The following is a 17,051-nucleotide window of genomic DNA, read 5'->3' as shown; positions in this document are numbered from 1 at the left end:
AAGGAGCACATCATACATGAGCAGAAAATTCGATATCACCTATGTGTTTGATTTTATTCCTAAATTGTTGGCTTATCTCAATATAACACTGCTCATTGTAGGCAGCTCGATTCTACTAGGTCTTGTTATCGGAATGCTTGTCGCGTTACCCCGTCTATACAATGTGCCTGTGCTCAAGCGTATCTCGCAAGTGTATGTCTCCTTTTTTCGCGGGACACCGATTCTGATTCAATTATTTCTGATCTATTATGGACTGCCGACGATTCTGCAATGGATCAATATTGATATTTCTAGAGTAGCAGTGTTGTACTTTGTGATTCTGGCTTATGCGCTGAACAGTGGAGCTTTTGTCTCTGAAATGATAAGAGCTTCAGTCAGTGCAGTAGATAAAGGACAGATTGAAGCCGCGCAATCCATAGGCATGAGCGGATACCAGACGTTTACACGTATTATTTTGCCACAAGCGTTAGCGATCAGTATTCCGTTATTCGGTAATCTGGTGATCGGCAATCTGAAAGACACTTCACTTGCTTTTACTCTAGGTGTGATGGAAATGACAGGCAGATCACAGACGTTAGGAACAGCTACACAACATTTTGTAGAAACATATATTGCTTTATCTTTGATCTACTTTGTAATCAGTATGATCTTGGAACAAGGATTCCTCTGGTTAGAACGTCGTCTACATCGTCATGAAGCAAGTGTAAGGCAGAGCTCTAAAGTGATAGGGCGTAAATGGCTAACCCGTCCTGTATCTGCACTTAGCAAAGGAGGTAGAAGTGGATGACACTGGATCCATCGTTTATGTGGACAGCCTTTCTAAGCCTTTTTAAAGCATTACCGACTACGCTTATGATTACTTTCGTATCTGTAATCTGCGGTCTATTGATAGGAACGGGGGTAGCCTTATGTCGAATTTATCGAATTCCTGGATTGTCTCAACTTTCTACCGCTTACGTAACTTTTATACGCGGTACACCGATGTTGATGCATTTATTGTTAATTTATTTTGGCTTACCGATTCTGATCGATAGTGTATCTGCTCACTTAGGATGGTCATTTACTTCAGCATCGATTCCGCTCATTGGATTTGTATTTATCGCATTTTCGATTACAGCAGGAGCATATATGTCGGAAGTGGTACGAGCAGGTATTGTTGCTGTAGATCGTGGACAGATCGAAGCGGCTCACTCGATTGGCATGACGACACCACAAGCTTTACGCCGAATCGTATTACCACAAGCGTTAGCAGTCAGCCTTCCGAATTTATCAAATTCAGTGATTGGAATGTTACATGGATCTACACTTGCTTATACGATCTCTGTTGTAGAAATTAACGCTCAAGCACTGGTAGTTGCTGCGAACAACTGGAAGTACTTTGAAGCGTATATCGCCGCCGCTGTCTTGTTCTGGGGATTGACCTTATTGATCGAACGGGGTAGTGGATGGTTAGAAAAACGTCTCAACGCTTATCATCGTGGAGGTGTGATGTAATATGATTCAACTGGAGCAAATATCCAAGTCATTTGGCAAACAGGAAGTGCTTCACCATATCGATCTACAAGTTAAAAAAGGTGAAGTGGTGGTCATTTTGGGCCCGAGCGGTTCAGGCAAGACGACATTACTTCGCTGTATTAATTATTTGGAAAAGCCTGATGCAGGACAGATTACAATCGGTAATCTACGTGTCGATACGAAGCATCCTACCAAAAAAGAAATCCATGCGCTACGTCAACAAACAGCGATGGTATTTCAACAATATAATCTATTCAAACACAAAACAGCACTCGAAAATGTAATGGAAGGATTAACGATTGTTCGCAAAATAGCCAAAGATAAAGCACGTGAGATCAGTGTACAGGTACTTGAGAAAGTAGGGCTTGGCACCAAGTTGGATCATTATCCAAGCCAGCTATCCGGTGGTCAGCAACAACGTGTTGGAATTGCTAGAGCACTGGCTTTGAATCCAGAAGTAATCCTTTTTGATGAACCGACTTCAGCACTTGATCCAGAGCTAGTAGGTGAGGTGTTAAGTGTAATTCGCAAAATAGCTAAAGAAGGTATCACCATGATTGTAGTAACACATGAAATGGATTTTGCCAGAGATGTCGCTAATCATGTGGTCTTTATGGATGGCGGCGTAGTTGTAGAAGAAGGAACACCGGAAGAGATTTTTCAACGTCCCAAAGAAGAACGTACCCGTCAATTTTTGAGCCGTATTACACCGCAGGCTACGTATTCTATTTAGAAAATAATACACATAGATCGATTGAGGGAGGAACAGAAGATGAGTATTCTGATAGGTATTTTGGATCAAAGTCCACGATTTGCAGGAGAAAGTGCAGAAGATGCTTTTCGACATACGATAGAGCTTGCTCAAATTGCCGAGGAATTGGGGTATCGTCGGTTCTGGGTATCCGAGCATCATGATTCTGCTAATGTGTCTGGTTCTTCACCGGAAGTATTGATCTCTTATTTGCTCGCCAAAACCAAAAAAATTAAGATTGGTTCAGGTGGAGTAATGTTGCAACATTACAGTCCGTACAAAGTTGCCGAGAACTTTAATGTATTATCTACACTTGCACCGGGCAGAGTAGAATTAGGCATAGGACGTGCTCCAGGTGGATTACCTCGATCAACACGCGCTTTACAAGGAGATCATCAGACAAGCCCTGTAAGCTTAACCGACAAAATTATAGAAACCCGCAATTATATTTACAATCGAATAGCAGACGATCATGCGCTAGCAGGTATCCATGTAAGTCCAAATCCTGCGCAACCTGCTGATCTATTCGTACTTGGAGCGAGTTCCAATAGTGCAGAAGTAGCAGCCAAATTAGGATTACCCTATGTATTCTCCCAATTTATTAACGGGGATGAAGAAGTGGCTCTTACAGCTGTACGTAATTATCGTGAACAATTTGTTCCTTCGATCGAATATCCGAAGCCACATGTTATTCTGGCTTTATCTGTTATAGTCGCTGAGACCGAAGAAGAAGCTGCTCAATTAGCAGGCGAGAATCTATCTGTTAAAATTCATCTGGAAAGTGGTAAAGTACTTACAGTAGCTACCATCGAACAAGCTGAAGAATTTGGTAGACAATCTGCTGAAAAATATCGAATTGAAGTAAAAGAAGCCAAAGTGGTTAAAGGTTCTCCTTCGTCGGTGTATCAACAATTGTCTGATATTCGTCAGCGATATGGTATAGAAGAATTGGTAGTGCATACAGTGATTCAGAATTTTCATAAGCGTGTGCGTTCATTTGAATTATTACAACAGGCTTTTGTTCAGGCAGAGGTAGAAGCTTCATTGGAGGTGTAAATAGCGCATGGTGTTAACAGAAGGACTTCAACAGCAACTTAGCGATATTCGTAGACATATTCATCGTCATCCTGAATTATCAGGAGAAGAGATACAGACAACAGCCTATATCCGTCAATTGTTAGAAGCGGCAGATATTCAGATTTTGTCTTTTCCTAATTTGAAAACAGGTGTGATCGCAGAAATAGGAACCGGTGAATCGGTTATTGCGTTACGTGCAGATATTGATGCTTTGCCTGTACAAGAAGAGACAGGGCTTGCTTTTGCTTCAGAAGTAAATGGTAAAATGCATGCATGTGGTCATGATTTTCATACTGCTTCTTTGTTAGGAGCGGCGTATTTGCTCAAAGAACAAGAACATCAACTGCAAGGAAGAGTGCGATTGATTTTTCAACCTGCCGAAGAAAAAGCCAAAGGAGCACAGCAAGTGATTGCAAATGGAGCGCTTGAAGGTGTACAAGCGATCTTCGGACTTCACAACAAGCCTGACCTGCCTGTAGGCACAGTAGGGATTCGCAATGGTGCACTGATGGCAGCGGCAGATGGATTTATTGTAGAAGTGACAGGAGTCGGTACACATGCTGCCATACCAGAAGCAGGGATTGATCCTATCGTGGTGTCTGCACATATTGTAACAGCAATACAATCTATCGTTAGTCGTAATATCAGTTCTCAACAAGGTGCTGTTATTAGCGTGACCCAGTTGAATAGCGGACATGTATGGAATGTGATTCCTGATCTCGCTGTCCTGCAAGGAACGATCCGTACATTTGATGAACAGGTACGGGAGCAAGTGCTATCTCGATTTGAACAGATTGTTGAAGGGGTAGCCACTGCTTTTGGGACTTCTGCCAAAGTAAAATGGTTAGCTGGCCCTCCTCCTGTTCTCAATGATGAGCAGTGGACAGGTGCAGCCCAGATTGCAGCAGAGCAAAGCGATCTTCAAGTGGTTGAGCCTGTGGTATCACCAGCAAGCGAAGACTTTTCATTTTATCAAAAAGAAGTGCCAGGTGTATTTATCTTTGTCGGTACGTCAGGCCCGCAAGAATGGCATCATCCGTCATTTGATGTAGATGAACGTGCATTAAGCAGTACCGCTACCTTTTTGGCAAATACAGCGCGTGTTGCTTTGAAGCAAGTAGAGCAACAACCTATTTCGTCAACATCCACATATTGATTTTCATGTTAATAATCTTTATTTCAATCTGGTTATAATGGAAAGCTGTTTCTTTGGAGAAAAGTAGTCATCAACAAAGGCTATCATAATCAAAGAAACAGCTTTTTTTGTTGTGGTTTGTAACCAATAACTGACTGCAATTATGATCAGAGATTGCCAAAGTTATCCTTGATACGATAAAATACGCCCAAGAAAGGTTGTGTCTGTATTGAGTGATTCGGTGACGGTTCCCAAGTCAGTACCTTATACAATTGAGCTTCAATTTAACCCTTTATATGAATGTCTTAACAGCTTGCATACGTATATCTGCCGTCCTTCTTACAAAAAGATCGATTTAGATCCTTCTTGGGCCAAATCGGTAGAGGAGCAGTTACCTCCTGCATTTGCAGAGCGTCTTGCTCAGACGGGAATCGATGCAGAGTGGAGATTGATTGTTTTGCTGGTCTGTTGTTGTCCCTACCAGACACCGGAACAATTTATACAATGGATAGAAGATATGACAGTTAAGCAACTAGAAGTACTGATCGCTGAACATACGTCACTGCCGGTTACCGGAGTGACTCGTCTGCGTAGCCGAATACTGATGTTGTTCCAACAATGGAATGAATATTACTTTTCCCAGATCGATCAGCAGATCATCACAGGGTTGCAACAAGAATACGAGCAAAAGCAAGCGATATTAATGCAAAACCATCATCTGTCTACTTTTGTAGATGAAGTGACCAACGGTATTGTATTTGAACCGCATACTGAACTCAAGCGTCTGATTCTTGTACCTCATTATCATTTCAAACCGCTTAATATTATTTATGCGTATCATTCATTTGTTATCTGTCATTATCCCGCCAAATTATATCTGGGCGATTCTTCTGAATTACCGCCTTATGAATATCGAGTCATTCGGGCATTGGCTGAACAGAGCCGGTTGAAAATATTAAAATATCTATATAATGGTCCACGTAGCTTTATTGAAATTGTACGTTATTTGGGATTATCGAAAGGAATTACGCATGATCATGTGACCAAGTTACGCAGTGCTGGATTACTTCATGCCCATATTCAAGGAGAAACGCTCACTGTCTATAGTCTGCGAACTCATGCTATTGATCATCTACAGCAGATGTTAATGCATTTTATTGAAGATAATCAATAAATAAAGATTTATATACGATTAGATCGTTTCTATACAGGAACGATCTTTTTGCTATGCGCTAAGATATAAGCGGAATGGAACACACGACTGATCTCACCAACTGTTATATATTAACTTTTTTCGGAAATGATTTTAAGTTCTCTCTTTACAGAACCGTTTTAGATTCCTATAATAGCTTTACCGACTAATAACATAGTTAACAGGTCGGAATAATAAATATTAGGGGAATGTATAATGAAAAAAAGTGTAACTTTACTATCCGGCGTGCTTATGGCTTCTTTGTTGTTTACAGCATGCTCTAGTGGAGGAGCTGATAATAGCAGTTCTTCAGTAGCCAATGGTACAACCGAAGCATCACCAACGACTGCTCTAACCAGTTTGTTCAAAGCACCTGATCTTACCAAGTTACCTGCTACCGCTCAGCAACGTACAGATACGATCATTATGGCGTTAACTGATCCAGCCGGAGCATTTACTCCTTATTTTCATCAAAGTGGATATGATGGCAATGTCTCTTCATTATTGTATGCACCGCTTGTGACAACAGATGATAAAGGGCTACCGGCTCCGAATCTAGCGGAAAGTTGGGATTTGTCCAAAGATCAACTTACATATACGTTTCATTTGCGTAAAAATTTGAAATTTAGTGATGGCTCACCGCTTACAGCAGACGATGTAGCGTTCACATGGACGATATTGCATGACAAATCGTATGACAATGATTCGCTTATTCCCACATTAGGTATCGTAGGCGGAGCAGATTACAAAGCTGGCAAAGCGTCTACTATCTCTGGTATTAAAGTTATTGATCCACAGACTATTTCAGTTACGATTGCGAAGCCTAATGCAACTGCACTATTGACGTTAGGTAGCGATGTATTGTCCAAAGCTTATTATGGCAAAGACTATAAATTCGGCGAACTGGAATATATCAAAAAGTTACATCAGACTCCACTTGGGAATGGCCCGTATGTATTAACCAAATTTATTCCGGGACAAGAAGTGCGTTTTACAGCTAATGAGAATTATTTCAAAGGCGCTCCCAAAACAAAAAACTTTATCTACAAAACATCTGAAGGAGATACCTGGCAGTATGTGGAGACAGGGGAAATTGATTTTGCTTCCTTTAGTGCGACACAAGAAAATATCGATAAACTCAAAAGTTTGGGATTTGTAGATATTTTGCCGTATACACCAAGCACTTACAGCTTTTTACAAGCCAATCTGGAACATGAAGCTTTGAAAGATAAAAAAGTACGTCAAGCGATTGCTTACGGATTGGATCGTCAAAGTATTTATGTAGACGCGAATCAAGGGGCAGGAGAAATAGCTAATATTCCTGCGGCTCCTATCTCATGGGCATATACAACAGATGGTATTAATCCTTATGCTTATAGCGCAGAAAAAGCGAATCAATTGCTTGATGAAGCAGGTTGGGTCGCTGGAGCAGATGGTATTCGTGAAAAAGATGGTCAAAAGCTGACTCTTCATTATCTAGGTTCCAAAAGTCCACAAACGGATATCTTTATCGCTGTCGCTACAGAAAACTTCAAAGCGATCGGCGTTGATTTCCAACCGGAAGTATTTGCAGACTTTAACTCACTTGCTTCCAAAGTCGAAGGCGGAGATTATGATCTAGCTTCATTCTCGACACCAATGTTAACCGATCCTTCAGATGGATTGGTGCAATTTTTGGATGGAGAGATCAAAGGGTATGATAATCCTGAATTTGTGAAATTATATAACGAAGCATTAGCAACCAACGATATTGAACAACGCAAAAAAATCTATGCAGACATTTTCAAATTATTAAATGATGATTTGCCTGTTATTTTCACCAACTACAAAAAAGTGGTCTATGCCTACAACGGACGTATTCAAGACTTAACAGTCAGTCCATTTAACGGTATTGCATCAAGTGTACCGCAATGGAATTTGAAGTAATCGGTAACAAGGAGTTGAGCATATGAGTAGCTATTTAATCAAGCGTCTAGCGTATACTCTGTTTATTTTATTAGCAGCTTCGTTATTGATCTTTTGCCTGTATGCATTAACTCCGGGGGATTTTATAACAGGTAATATCAAGTTAAGTCCTGAACGCAAAGCGGAATTGCGTGAGTTATACGGGCTAAACAAACCGTTATTAGAGCGGTATATCATTTGGATGAATAATGCGTTTCATGGGAATTTTGGGTATTCGCTGGATAAGCAACAACCGGTACTCACGTTATTTAATCAGTATGTATGGAATTCATTTTTGTTAGCGATTGTCTCTACATTTCTAACGTGGCTTATCGCTGTGATTATCGGTGTAATCGCAGCGTATAAGCAGTATTCATGGTTTGATACGCTCGTGATGGTTGGTATCTTTGCTGCTATGTCGATTCCGTCGTTTTTTATTGGACTATTTTTGATTAAAATATTGGCGGTTGACTTCAAATGGTTACCGCCGGGAGGCATGTTAACGACAGGTAGCAATGCTACAGGAATCGCTTATCTAAAAGAAGTGATTCATCATATGACGTTGCCAGTCATTGTTATGACATTGCTGGGTGTAGGATCATTAACCCGTTATTTCCGCAGTAATATGATTGATGTTATTCAGCAAGATTATATCCGTACGGCTCGTGCCAAAGGATTGAGTGAGCGCAAAGTGTTATTTACCCATGCTTTGCGCAATGCATTATTGCCTGCGATTACACTTGTAGGATTTGAATTACCTGCGCTATTTGGTGGGTCGCTGATTATTGAACGAATTTTCAATTGGCCGGGAATAGGTCAATTGTATATGCAATCATTTACAGTCCGAGATTATCCGCTATTAATGGGCTTTACGATGTTTATAGCTGTACTAACCGTTATCGGTACGTTATTATCGGATATTTTGTATCATGTCGCTGATCCGCGTGTAAAAATCTAGCAGAATAAGGAGGATCATATGCCATCTATACAGGCTGAAGTGACGAATGTATCTACCCATAGACCTCAAGCTGTCAAATCGTCTTTGTGGCGACAGTCGATTCGTAAATTAGTCAAAAATAAATTAGCTGTAGGTGGATTTGCAGTCGTTGTGTTTATGTTTTTGCTTTGTTTTGTAGGGCCTTTATTTTCGCCGTATACCGACAATAAAGTGAATATGGCAATGATGAATAAAGCGCCTAATATTCATCACTGGCTGGGAACCGATAAATTGGGACGGGATGTATTAACACGAGTGATGCAAGCAGGAAGAATCTCGTTAACAGTAGGGATTGCATCGATGTTTTTGTCTGTATTTATCGGAACATTGTTAGGAGCGATAGCAGGATATTATCGAGGAATTGTTGATCAAGTGATTATGCGTATCGCTGATCTGCTACTCACGATTCCCAGTCTGCCGTTATTGTTTATTTTTGGAGCCTTATTATCAGAATGGAAAGTACCTACAGATTACCGAATGTATATCGTAATGCTTATTCTCAGCCTTGTAGGTTGGCCTTCACTAGCACGTATGGTGAGAGGGCAATTGTTATCTTTGCGTGAACGGGAATTTATGCAAGCAACGATCGTTTTGGGATTACGTGATCGTCGTAAATTGTTGAATCATTTATTACCGAATCTAGTCCCATTATTAATAGTGATTGCTACGCTAAATATTGGTGGCGCTATTCTTAGTGAATCGGTATTAAGCTTCTTTGGACTAGGTGTTATGCCGCCTACACCTACATGGGGCAATATGATTGATGCGGCAAATAATATGATCGATTTTCAAGAACGTCCGTGGTTATGGGTTCCACCCGGTTTTTCTATTTTTGCAACAGTGATAGCCATTAATATTTTTGGTGATGGGTTGCGAGATGTGCTTGATCCGAAACAAAAAAGGTAGGTGAATCAACATGAGTACCGACTCGTTATTGCATATTCAGCATTTAAGCACCTATTTTGATACCGATGATGGTACAGTCAAAGCAGTCGATGATATCAGCTTGCATGTTCGTCCCGGTGAAATTGTCTGTATTGTCGGTGAATCCGGTTGTGGTAAAAGTATCACTGCACTCTCTGTAATGGGATTGATCGAAGCGCCTGCTGGACGGATTGCAGACGGTGTGATTGATTTTGATGGGCAAAATTTATTAAATTTGAGTAAAAATCATCTACGAAGTATTCGTGGGAATGATATTGCTATGATTTTTCAAGAACCGATGTCTTCACTCAATCCTGTACTTACGATCGGTGAACAAATGAGCGAGCCATTAATCATTCACAAAAAAATGAATAAAAAGCAAGCACAACAGCGAGTATTGGAATTGATTACGCAAGTAGGTATTTCTCGGCCAGAACAGATTGCCAAGTCATATCCGCATGAATTAAGTGGAGGAATGTTACAGCGCATTATGATCGCTATCGCCATCTCTTGTGATCCCAAGCTGTTAATTGCTGATGAGCCTACAACAGCGCTTGATGTCACGATTCAAGCACAGATTCTAGATATGTTACGAGAGTTTCGTAGTCAATCGGATATGTCGATTCTGCTGATTACACATGATCTAGGCGTTGTCGCTGAAATGGCAGATTATGTGATTGTTATGTATTCAGGCAAAATAGTAGAAGAAGGCGAAGTCGTTGAATTATTTGCTAATCCTCGCCATCCGTATACTCAAGGGCTACTGCGTTCTAAGCCTATTATCAATCAACGGCAAAAAGAACTGTATTCGATTCCGGGATATGTACCGAACCCACTTGAATTGCAAAAATCCTGTTATTTTCATGAGCGATGTGAGCATTGTATGGATATTTGTCGTACCGAAGAACCGCCACTACGTGATCTAGAAAACGGTCAAAAAACGGCTTGCTGGTTATATGAAAAGGAGGCAACCGTTCATGTCTGAAGCACTACTAGATATTCAGCATCTCAAAAAATACTTTCCTATCAAATCAGGGCTACTTAGTCGCACAGTCGGACAGGTTAAAGCTGTCGATGATATTAGTATTACGATTCAGCCAGGAGAAACATTTGGTCTGGTTGGGGAGTCGGGTAGTGGCAAAAGTACAGTAGGACGTACAGCTATTCGGTTAACAGACAAAACTGCCGGAGAAGTTCGATTTAAAGGAACCGATATTTATCATTTACCACCGGAGCAATTGCGACAATTACGTCCCAAAATGCAGTTGATCTTTCAAGATCCATACAGTTCGCTGAATCCTCGTGTACGGATAGGCGAAGCGATAGGTGAAGCTTTGTTAGATCATGGTCTAGCACCTGCTTCCGATATTCGTGATCGGGTCAAAGAAGTACTATCTTCTTGCGGATTATCGTCCTACCATATTGATCGTTTTCCACATGAATTTTCTGGAGGTCAACGTCAACGGATCGGAATCGCCCGAGCTTTGGTATTGAATCCAGAGCTGATTATTGCTGATGAACCGGTATCAGCGCTTGATGTATCGATTCAAGCTCAGATTATTAACCTGTTTAGTCATTTACAGGAAAGTAAAGGATTAACGTATCTTTTTATTTCGCATGATTTGAGTGTAGTCGAACATCTATGTTCACGTATTGGGGTGATGTATCTCGGTTCAATGGTAGAGACCGCTTCCAGAGATGAATTGTTCCGTCATCCGCTACATCCATATACCAAAGCTTTGTTATCTGCTGTACCGATTCCAATTCCCAAGTTAAAGCGTGAACGAATCGTGTTAAAAGGGGATATTCCAAGCCCTGCCAATCCACCTTCTGGTTGCAAATTTCATACTCGCTGTCCGTTTGCAGAACAGCGTTGTAAAGACGAAGTTCCTGTATTTCGCAATATGGGTAGTGATCACTGGGTTGCATGTCATTTGGTTTAGACGTATAAAATAATAGTATAATTAGGAAAAAGCCACTGATCTTTAAAAGATCAATGGCTTTTTTTGATAGTATCTATTTAGTTAGAAGCTGTAACAGCTACTTGCTCGCGGCAAGCATCCGAGCAGAAGTGTTCGTGTTCTTCTTTGCAAGATTCGCATACCACATGTTGCAGATTGCAAGTCGGGCAGTTGATATAATCGTCTGTTGGCGCTTCGCAATGATAGCATTTGCCTACAATAATATCTTCATCGGTATGATTGATTGGAATCGAAATACGTTCGTCAAATACATAACATTTTCCGTCAAACAATCGACCTTGTACTTCAGGGTCTTTACTATAAGTCACAATACCGCCTTCAAGTTGAGCAACATCGTTAAAGCCTTCTTTCATCAAGAAACCGGTTAGCTTTTCACAACGTACGCCACCTGTGCAGTATGTGAGAATCTTTTTGTCTTTGAACTCGCTCATATTTTCTCTGATCCATTCAGGGAACTCGCGAGAAGATTCAACATTCGGACGAATCGCTCCACGGAAATGACCGATATCGTATTCATAATCGTTACGACCATCTAAAACAATCACATCTTCTTGTTGAAGTTGTTCATAGAACTCTTTCGGTGAAAGGTGCTTGCCTGTAAATTCACTAGCATCCCATTCTTCTTCAAAGCGGAAAGTGACCAATTCATCTTTTGGACGCACAAACATTTTTTTGAAAGCATGTTCTTCTGCTTCATCAATTTTGAACACTGTATCTGCAAATCGTGGATCTGCTAATAAGTCTTGCATATACTGTTCAGTCTGTTCAAAATCACCTGACAATGTACCGTTAATACCTTCTGGTGCGATTAGAATTCTTCCTTTGATACCTAACTTTTTGCAATATTTCAAATGCTCTGCAGCAAGTGCTTCATGATCATCAATTTTGACAAATTTATAAAATAATAAAATCCGGTATGGACTCGTAGACATATTCATCACCCTATATATAAAAATTTTAATTTTGCACCGACGTACAATATAATCGCAATCATAAATTTTACGCTTCTCTTGGGGGTTAGTCAATGAAAATGTATAAAAAGGGGGATTTAATTCTCATGGGGGGGGTGGGAGGGCTGCGCCAATAGAATCGTTCTTGTCGTCGCTGGTGCTATGGAATCCCTTGAATGACCGCTTGGCGGTCGGGATTTCATAGCAAAGGCGATCGCTTCGCTCTTTCAGAACGATTCTATTCGCTCCGCTCTACGGTGGGAGTGGGAGGAATTAAAGTCTTGGGTGGGGGAGGGTAGGTGGAGTTTGGGTGGGAGATTTGGAGGGGAGTGAGAATGTAGTGGGAAAGTAATAGATAGTATTGAGATGGTAAGTGAGAGTCAGATATAGTGGGATTATTGTGAGAATGGGAAGAAGATTTTGTGAAGGGATATGTAGTGGGGAATAAAAAAAGGGGCTGTCTAATGGGGATAGACAGCCGGGAGTGTGGGATAGCATATAGAGTTGGGATGGAAAAAGTATCTATTCACTGATGCTTATCCAACATACCTAAATGTGATTTGATTTTATATAGTGATTATCGGTTTGCGCGGTTTTTGGAATTTTGTTTATGGGTTTTGGATAAGGTTTTCCATTTTTGTTTTTCTTGGCGCAGTTGAGTGACGTTATTTTTGCGTTCGTTGTAGGCTAGTTCTTTTTTGAGTTTGAGCCAGTTGTTGTAATGTTTAGTTGGCAGTGTACCTTCAGCTAATGCTTGTTGGACAGCACAGTCTGGTTGATCCTGTGTATGCGCACAATCGTGGAAACGGCACTGTTCGGCTAGAGATTCGATATCATGGAATGTTTCTTCCAGTCCTGTCGAAGCTTGCCCTATACCTAGACTTCGCATGCCGGGAGTGTCGATCACGATCATACCATTGTGTAGCAAATGGAGTTCACGATGCGTAGTAGTGTGTTTACCTTTCGCATCGTCTTCGCGAATTGCATTTGTTTTCATTTTGTATTCGCCTGCAAGTGCGTTAACGAGTGAAGATTTGCCGACACCCGAAGAACCAAGCAATACCAGGGTGTCTCCTACAGCAAAATGCGCTTGTAGTTCTGCTAATCCGTCGCCATGAATACTATCGACTGGATAGACAGGAACACCAAAGCCAGCTATTTCTAATTGTTGAAGATAGTGATCCAATTGATCGGTTAGATCGCTTTTGGTTACGATAATAAGCGGTTGTGCTCCGCTATTCCACGCAATCGTTAAATAACGCTCAATACGATTCAAATTAAAGTCATCATTTGCCGAGCAAACGAGTAGACAATAATCAAAGTTGGCAGCAACCACCTGTTCACCAATATCAGGATCATCACGCAAAATAATCGTTTTGCGTGGTAACACTTGATGGATCAGTGAAGTATCACCGGGATGGCTCTCCAGAGCGACAAAATCACCAATCGAAGGGCGATCGACTCGAAGAGCATCGCGGAATGAAGATGTTTTTAATTTGGCTAATTGTTCTCCATCTTCAGAGACAACACGGTATACATGTTTGAACACCGCACTAATCCGTGCTGGAATAAGACGTTCCGACGTCTCATAGGCTGCAAAGTGTGCAGCAAAATAATCGTTATATCCATAATCATTAATATTCAATTCAGTTAGCTCCTTTGTTGTATCGGGAGCTTGTTTACGTTATCCGTTCATTTCTCCCGATTGGAAATAGGTTCTATGCGGCGTGTGATGGGGTGTACGTTCAATAGTCATCATTATGAATCATCCTTTCTGTTCGGGATTTCACCAACAGTATAACAGAAAATGGATAAAAAGGAATAGCAAAAATAGAAGATACGTATAAACATAACCAGGATTGTAAATAGAGTGTTATCTTTTACACGTTATAAACAATTCATTTATGATCAAAAAGAACTAAATTTGTAAGCAAATCGCAAAAATACCTTTTCAGCCCGTAAAAATACGTTACAATTGAGTTGTGAATATTTGTTGAATACATGTAAATTTAATATCAATGATCCAATAATCATAGCGTAATTACGTTTGATGTGAGGAGGAAGCAGATGAATCCGAAGCGTACAAGTTCAAGGTTGTTGCGGAGTTATATGTTGTCTTATTTACTTATTTTTCTGATTCCTCTTATTTTGATTACTGTTCTGGTCTATCAAAGCGCTGTTAAAAGTCTACGTACTGAAATAGAGCAATCCAATGTGAATCAGTTAAGTCAGGTACGAATGACGATAGATGGACGGATGAAAGAGTTAAGCGATATTGCAGCTCGGATCAGTTATGATAACAATCTGACTTCTTACATGGTGAAGCATCCGTATTATAGTCGTGAAGCGATTAATACACTGGCTCAATATCGAGCGAATAGTTCGATTATTGATGAGTTATTTCTTTATTTTCATAACGATTCGATGATCTATTCTTCTCAAGGATTAAGTAATTTGAATGTGGTTTTTGGACGAACATATGAATTTAATAATTGGACAAATGAACAGATTACACACGACCTTAATGAGATTAATTATCCGATGACTCGCTTAACCGAGCAATTGGGGACTCATTCACGCCAAAGGTCGATGTTATTACATATTGTGCCGATCAAGCCTGCTGATGCGTATCCATATGCGTCTGTAGTGTATTTGATTGAAGAATCCAAGCTGACCGGAATGATGGATTCGATTTTGAATGATTTTAAAGGAAATAGTTATATTTTTGACAATACAGGTCAGGTACTGACGGTCAACAACCATGATCAACCGGTGCAAAATCAAGAATTGAATACGCTTTCTCAGCTAGGAGAAGGGATTCATAGTATGATGCTAAATGGAAAACCGCAGTCTGTAGTGTCAGTTACTTCAGCGCAAAATGGTTGGACATATGTAACGACTATGCCAAGTGATCAATTTTTTAGTCGGATTTTTCATATTCAGACATTGATTATATTGGTGTTCGGATTGATTGCTTTAGCAGGTATCCCAATCGCAGTATTATTAGCGCGTAGACAGTATCATCCACTACGTGATCTGGTTGAATTTGCAAAAGAAAAAACCAATCATTCAACCATCCCATCTGTCTCCAGCGGCACTTCTAATGAGTGGACATGGATTAAAAACACATTGCACGATTATCGATATCAGATGGATATGCAGGAACCGTATGTGCGCCACCAGTGCTTACTATTGCTAATGAAGCATGGCAAGCCAGAAGATCCAGAGACGATACGTGTTATAGACAGTCTGGGGCTGGAAGCCGATCATCATCAATATTTTGTCATGATTGTAGCCAGTGATATGTTATCTGAAGCCAGATATACAGATACATTACAAGCTACAGATACAGACATAGCCGAGACTCAGCGCTTGGAGAAATTACTGGACCCGTATTTATTTTTACCGGATATTTTAGCAGAAATCGATCTTCCTCATTTAAATGCACATATTTATGGAATAGAGTACTCATCAGGCAATCGGTTAGCTTTGGCGGTATGCTGGCATCAGCTTGAAGAAATAGAGCGTCAGCAACAAATGAAGCAGATTGTAGAAGCAGTGAGAGAAATTGTGTTCGAACATTATTATACGTTGCCAACTGTAGGGGTAGGCACAAGTTATACACGTCTGGATGAGTTGAATCAATCTTTTATCGAAGCGGCAACAGCGATGGAATATCGGTTAACGGATACCCAGCATAGTGTCACATACTTTGATCAATTAAATAGTGAAGCTGATCGTCCTTCAGGTGAACATTATTGGATTACAAATGAATCGTTATTAAAATTATCTCAAAGCTTGAAGCAAGGTAATATTATGGTTGCTTCCCATATGGTACAGACGATTGTAGCCGACGTACGCTCACAAGCCTTACCACTTTCACTGATGCGGTGTGTTTTATTTGATCTATTAAATACAGTGCTCAAAGCGGCTTCAGAAGTGGGATTAATACGAAGTATACGCGATATGCCGAAACTGGCTTCTTTTGAACGTACAGAAGAGTTAGAAGAACAATTACATCTATTGATTGCACGCATCTGTACATGTGCAGAACACAAAGAAGAAACCAAGCAATTGTCTATGATGGATCAAGTGCTTGCTTATGTACGAGAACAGTATTGCGATTATGCGTTAAGTCTGGAAGGAGTCGCTCAGCAGTTCTCGATTTCTAGTTCATATCTCAGCCGCACTTTCAAAGAAAAAACAGGGTATACGTTTTCTCAATATGTGTGGCAATTGCGTATGGATGAAGTGATCCGGCAGATGAACGATACCAACGATCCACTGAAAGATATTATTCTGCGTGTAGGATATCTGGATACCGCTAATTTTATTCGCAAATTTAAAAAAGAAACAGGCTGTACACCGGGGCAATATCGTAAGCAAAGTCTGCAAAATGAAGATCATAATCTACCAATTAACAACAGTACAGGATAATCAGGAGTAGCACTGTTTGTAGGATAAAAAAGATGATAAAAAAAAGACCTCAATCGCTATCTCTAGCGGAAAGAGGTCTTTTTTATAATTACATTTCTACGTTTACCTATCAATCACATAAATCGAATCAATAATGTGGTTATGCTG

Annotated in this window: 14 protein-coding genes; 12 read left to right on the top strand and 2 right to left on the bottom strand. The window is 40.4% G+C overall.

Going from position 1 to position 17,051, the window contains the following annotated elements:
• Positions 1–16: 16 nt before the first annotated feature.
• The 11 genes from PQ460_RS13215 (at position 17) to PQ460_RS13165 (ending at position 11,478) form a co-directional block, all read left to right on the top strand.
• Entirely contained in the window at positions 17–787 is a 771-nt protein-coding gene (locus PQ460_RS13215; protein WP_274170087.1) for an amino acid ABC transporter permease, read from the top strand.
• Complete coding sequence (locus PQ460_RS13210) at positions 784–1,494, top strand: amino acid ABC transporter permease (protein ID WP_273616082.1); 711 nt, start codon at positions 784–786, stop codon at positions 1,492–1,494. Before PQ460_RS13215 ends, PQ460_RS13210 begins: the two co-directional genes overlap by 4 nt.
• Position 1,495: 1 nt before the next feature.
• Positions 1,496–2,248, top strand: coding sequence for an amino acid ABC transporter ATP-binding protein (locus tag PQ460_RS13205; RefSeq protein ID WP_274170086.1), 753 nt, complete (start codon positions 1,496–1,498; stop codon positions 2,246–2,248).
• Positions 2,249–2,287: 39 nt separating this feature from the next.
• On the top strand, positions 2,288–3,322 hold the full coding sequence (locus PQ460_RS13200; protein WP_274170085.1) for an LLM class flavin-dependent oxidoreductase: 1,035 nt from the start codon (positions 2,288–2,290) through the stop codon (positions 3,320–3,322).
• A 7-nt stretch (positions 3,323–3,329) separates the two neighbouring features.
• The gene (locus PQ460_RS13195; RefSeq protein WP_274170084.1) at positions 3,330–4,499 is read left to right on the top strand and encodes an amidohydrolase; all 1,170 of its coding nucleotides are present in this window, start codon (positions 3,330–3,332) and stop codon (positions 4,497–4,499) included.
• Positions 4,500–4,698: 199 nt separating this feature from the next.
• Complete coding sequence (locus PQ460_RS13190; protein ID WP_274170083.1) at positions 4,699–5,652, top strand: ArsR/SmtB family transcription factor; 954 nt, start codon at positions 4,699–4,701, stop codon at positions 5,650–5,652.
• Positions 5,653–5,886: 234 nt separating this feature from the next.
• The gene (locus PQ460_RS13185) at positions 5,887–7,596 is read left to right on the top strand and encodes an ABC transporter substrate-binding protein (protein ID WP_273616087.1); all 1,710 of its coding nucleotides are present in this window, start codon (positions 5,887–5,889) and stop codon (positions 7,594–7,596) included.
• Positions 7,597–7,618: 22 nt separating this feature from the next.
• Positions 7,619–8,572: an ABC transporter permease gene (locus PQ460_RS13180; protein WP_273616088.1), complete on the top strand. Its 954-nt coding sequence runs from the start codon at positions 7,619–7,621 to the stop codon at positions 8,570–8,572.
• A gap of 18 nt (positions 8,573–8,590) precedes the next feature.
• A complete protein-coding gene (gene opp4C / locus PQ460_RS13175) occupies positions 8,591–9,517 on the top strand; it encodes an oligopeptide ABC transporter permease (protein WP_274170082.1) in 927 nt (308 codons plus the stop codon).
• Between the two features lie 10 nt (positions 9,518–9,527).
• Entirely contained in the window at positions 9,528–10,520 is a 993-nt protein-coding gene (locus PQ460_RS13170; RefSeq protein WP_274170081.1) for an ABC transporter ATP-binding protein, read from the top strand.
• Positions 10,513–11,478 carry an ABC transporter ATP-binding protein gene (locus PQ460_RS13165; protein WP_273616091.1) on the top strand — a complete coding sequence of 322 codons (966 nt, stop codon included), beginning with the start codon at positions 10,513–10,515 and terminating at the stop codon, positions 11,476–11,478. Before PQ460_RS13170 ends, PQ460_RS13165 begins: the two co-directional genes overlap by 8 nt.
• A gap of 77 nt (positions 11,479–11,555) precedes the next feature.
• Here PQ460_RS13165 and trhO read toward each other — a convergent pair whose 3' ends face one another.
• Together trhO and rsgA are read right to left on the bottom strand one after the other, a co-directional pair.
• Positions 11,556–12,449: an oxygen-dependent tRNA uridine(34) hydroxylase TrhO gene (gene trhO, locus PQ460_RS13160; protein WP_273616092.1), complete on the bottom strand. Its 894-nt coding sequence runs from the start codon at positions 12,447–12,449 to the stop codon at positions 11,556–11,558.
• A 595-nt stretch (positions 12,450–13,044) separates the two neighbouring features.
• Positions 13,045–14,112 carry a ribosome small subunit-dependent GTPase A gene (gene rsgA, locus PQ460_RS13155; RefSeq protein WP_274170080.1) on the bottom strand — a complete coding sequence of 356 codons (1,068 nt, stop codon included), beginning with the start codon at positions 14,110–14,112 and terminating at the stop codon, positions 13,045–13,047.
• A 422-nt stretch (positions 14,113–14,534) separates the two neighbouring features.
• Here rsgA and PQ460_RS13150 point away from each other — a divergent pair, with 422 nt between their 5' ends.
• Entirely contained in the window at positions 14,535–16,904 is a 2,370-nt protein-coding gene (locus tag PQ460_RS13150; RefSeq protein ID WP_274170079.1) for an AraC family transcriptional regulator, read from the top strand.
• Positions 16,905–17,051: the final 147 nt, after the last annotated feature.

Origin of the sequence: Paenibacillus sp. KACC 21273 (assembly GCF_028736095.1) — a bacterium.
Taxonomy (GTDB): domain Bacteria; phylum Bacillota; class Bacilli; order Paenibacillales; family Paenibacillaceae; genus Saccharibacillus; species Saccharibacillus kyungheensis.
The sequence above is the reverse complement of the archived record's forward strand: the minus strand, read 5'-3'. Positions and strand labels throughout refer to the sequence as shown.

Excerpts from the sequence above, each read along its gene's own strand:
- PQ460_RS13205 (WP_274170086.1), top strand. The coding sequence starts at position 1,496 with ATGATTCAACTGGAGCAAATATCCAAGTCATTTGGCAAACAGGAAGTG.
- PQ460_RS13180 (WP_273616088.1), top strand. The coding sequence starts at position 7,619 with ATGAGTAGCTATTTAATCAAGCGTCTAGCGTATACTCTGTTTATTTTA.
- PQ460_RS13150 (WP_274170079.1), top strand. The coding sequence starts at position 14,535 with ATGAATCCGAAGCGTACAAGTTCAAGGTTGTTGCGGAGTTATATGTTG.
- opp4C (WP_274170082.1), top strand. The coding sequence starts at position 8,591 with ATGCCATCTATACAGGCTGAAGTGACGAATGTATCTACCCATAGACCT.
- PQ460_RS13200 (WP_274170085.1), top strand. The coding sequence starts at position 2,288 with ATGAGTATTCTGATAGGTATTTTGGATCAAAGTCCACGATTTGCAGGA.
- PQ460_RS13165 (WP_273616091.1), top strand. The coding sequence starts at position 10,513 with ATGTCTGAAGCACTACTAGATATTCAGCATCTCAAAAAATACTTTCCT.
- PQ460_RS13210 (WP_273616082.1), top strand. The coding sequence starts at position 784 with ATGACACTGGATCCATCGTTTATGTGGACAGCCTTTCTAAGCCTTTTT.
- trhO (WP_273616092.1), bottom strand. The coding sequence starts at position 12,449 with ATGTCTACGAGTCCATACCGGATTTTATTATTTTATAAATTTGTCAAA.
- PQ460_RS13185 (WP_273616087.1), top strand. The coding sequence starts at position 5,887 with ATGAAAAAAAGTGTAACTTTACTATCCGGCGTGCTTATGGCTTCTTTG.
- PQ460_RS13215 (WP_274170087.1), top strand. The coding sequence starts at position 17 with ATGAGCAGAAAATTCGATATCACCTATGTGTTTGATTTTATTCCTAAA.
- PQ460_RS13195 (WP_274170084.1), top strand. The coding sequence starts at position 3,330 with ATGGTGTTAACAGAAGGACTTCAACAGCAACTTAGCGATATTCGTAGA.
- PQ460_RS13170 (WP_274170081.1), top strand. The coding sequence starts at position 9,528 with ATGAGTACCGACTCGTTATTGCATATTCAGCATTTAAGCACCTATTTT.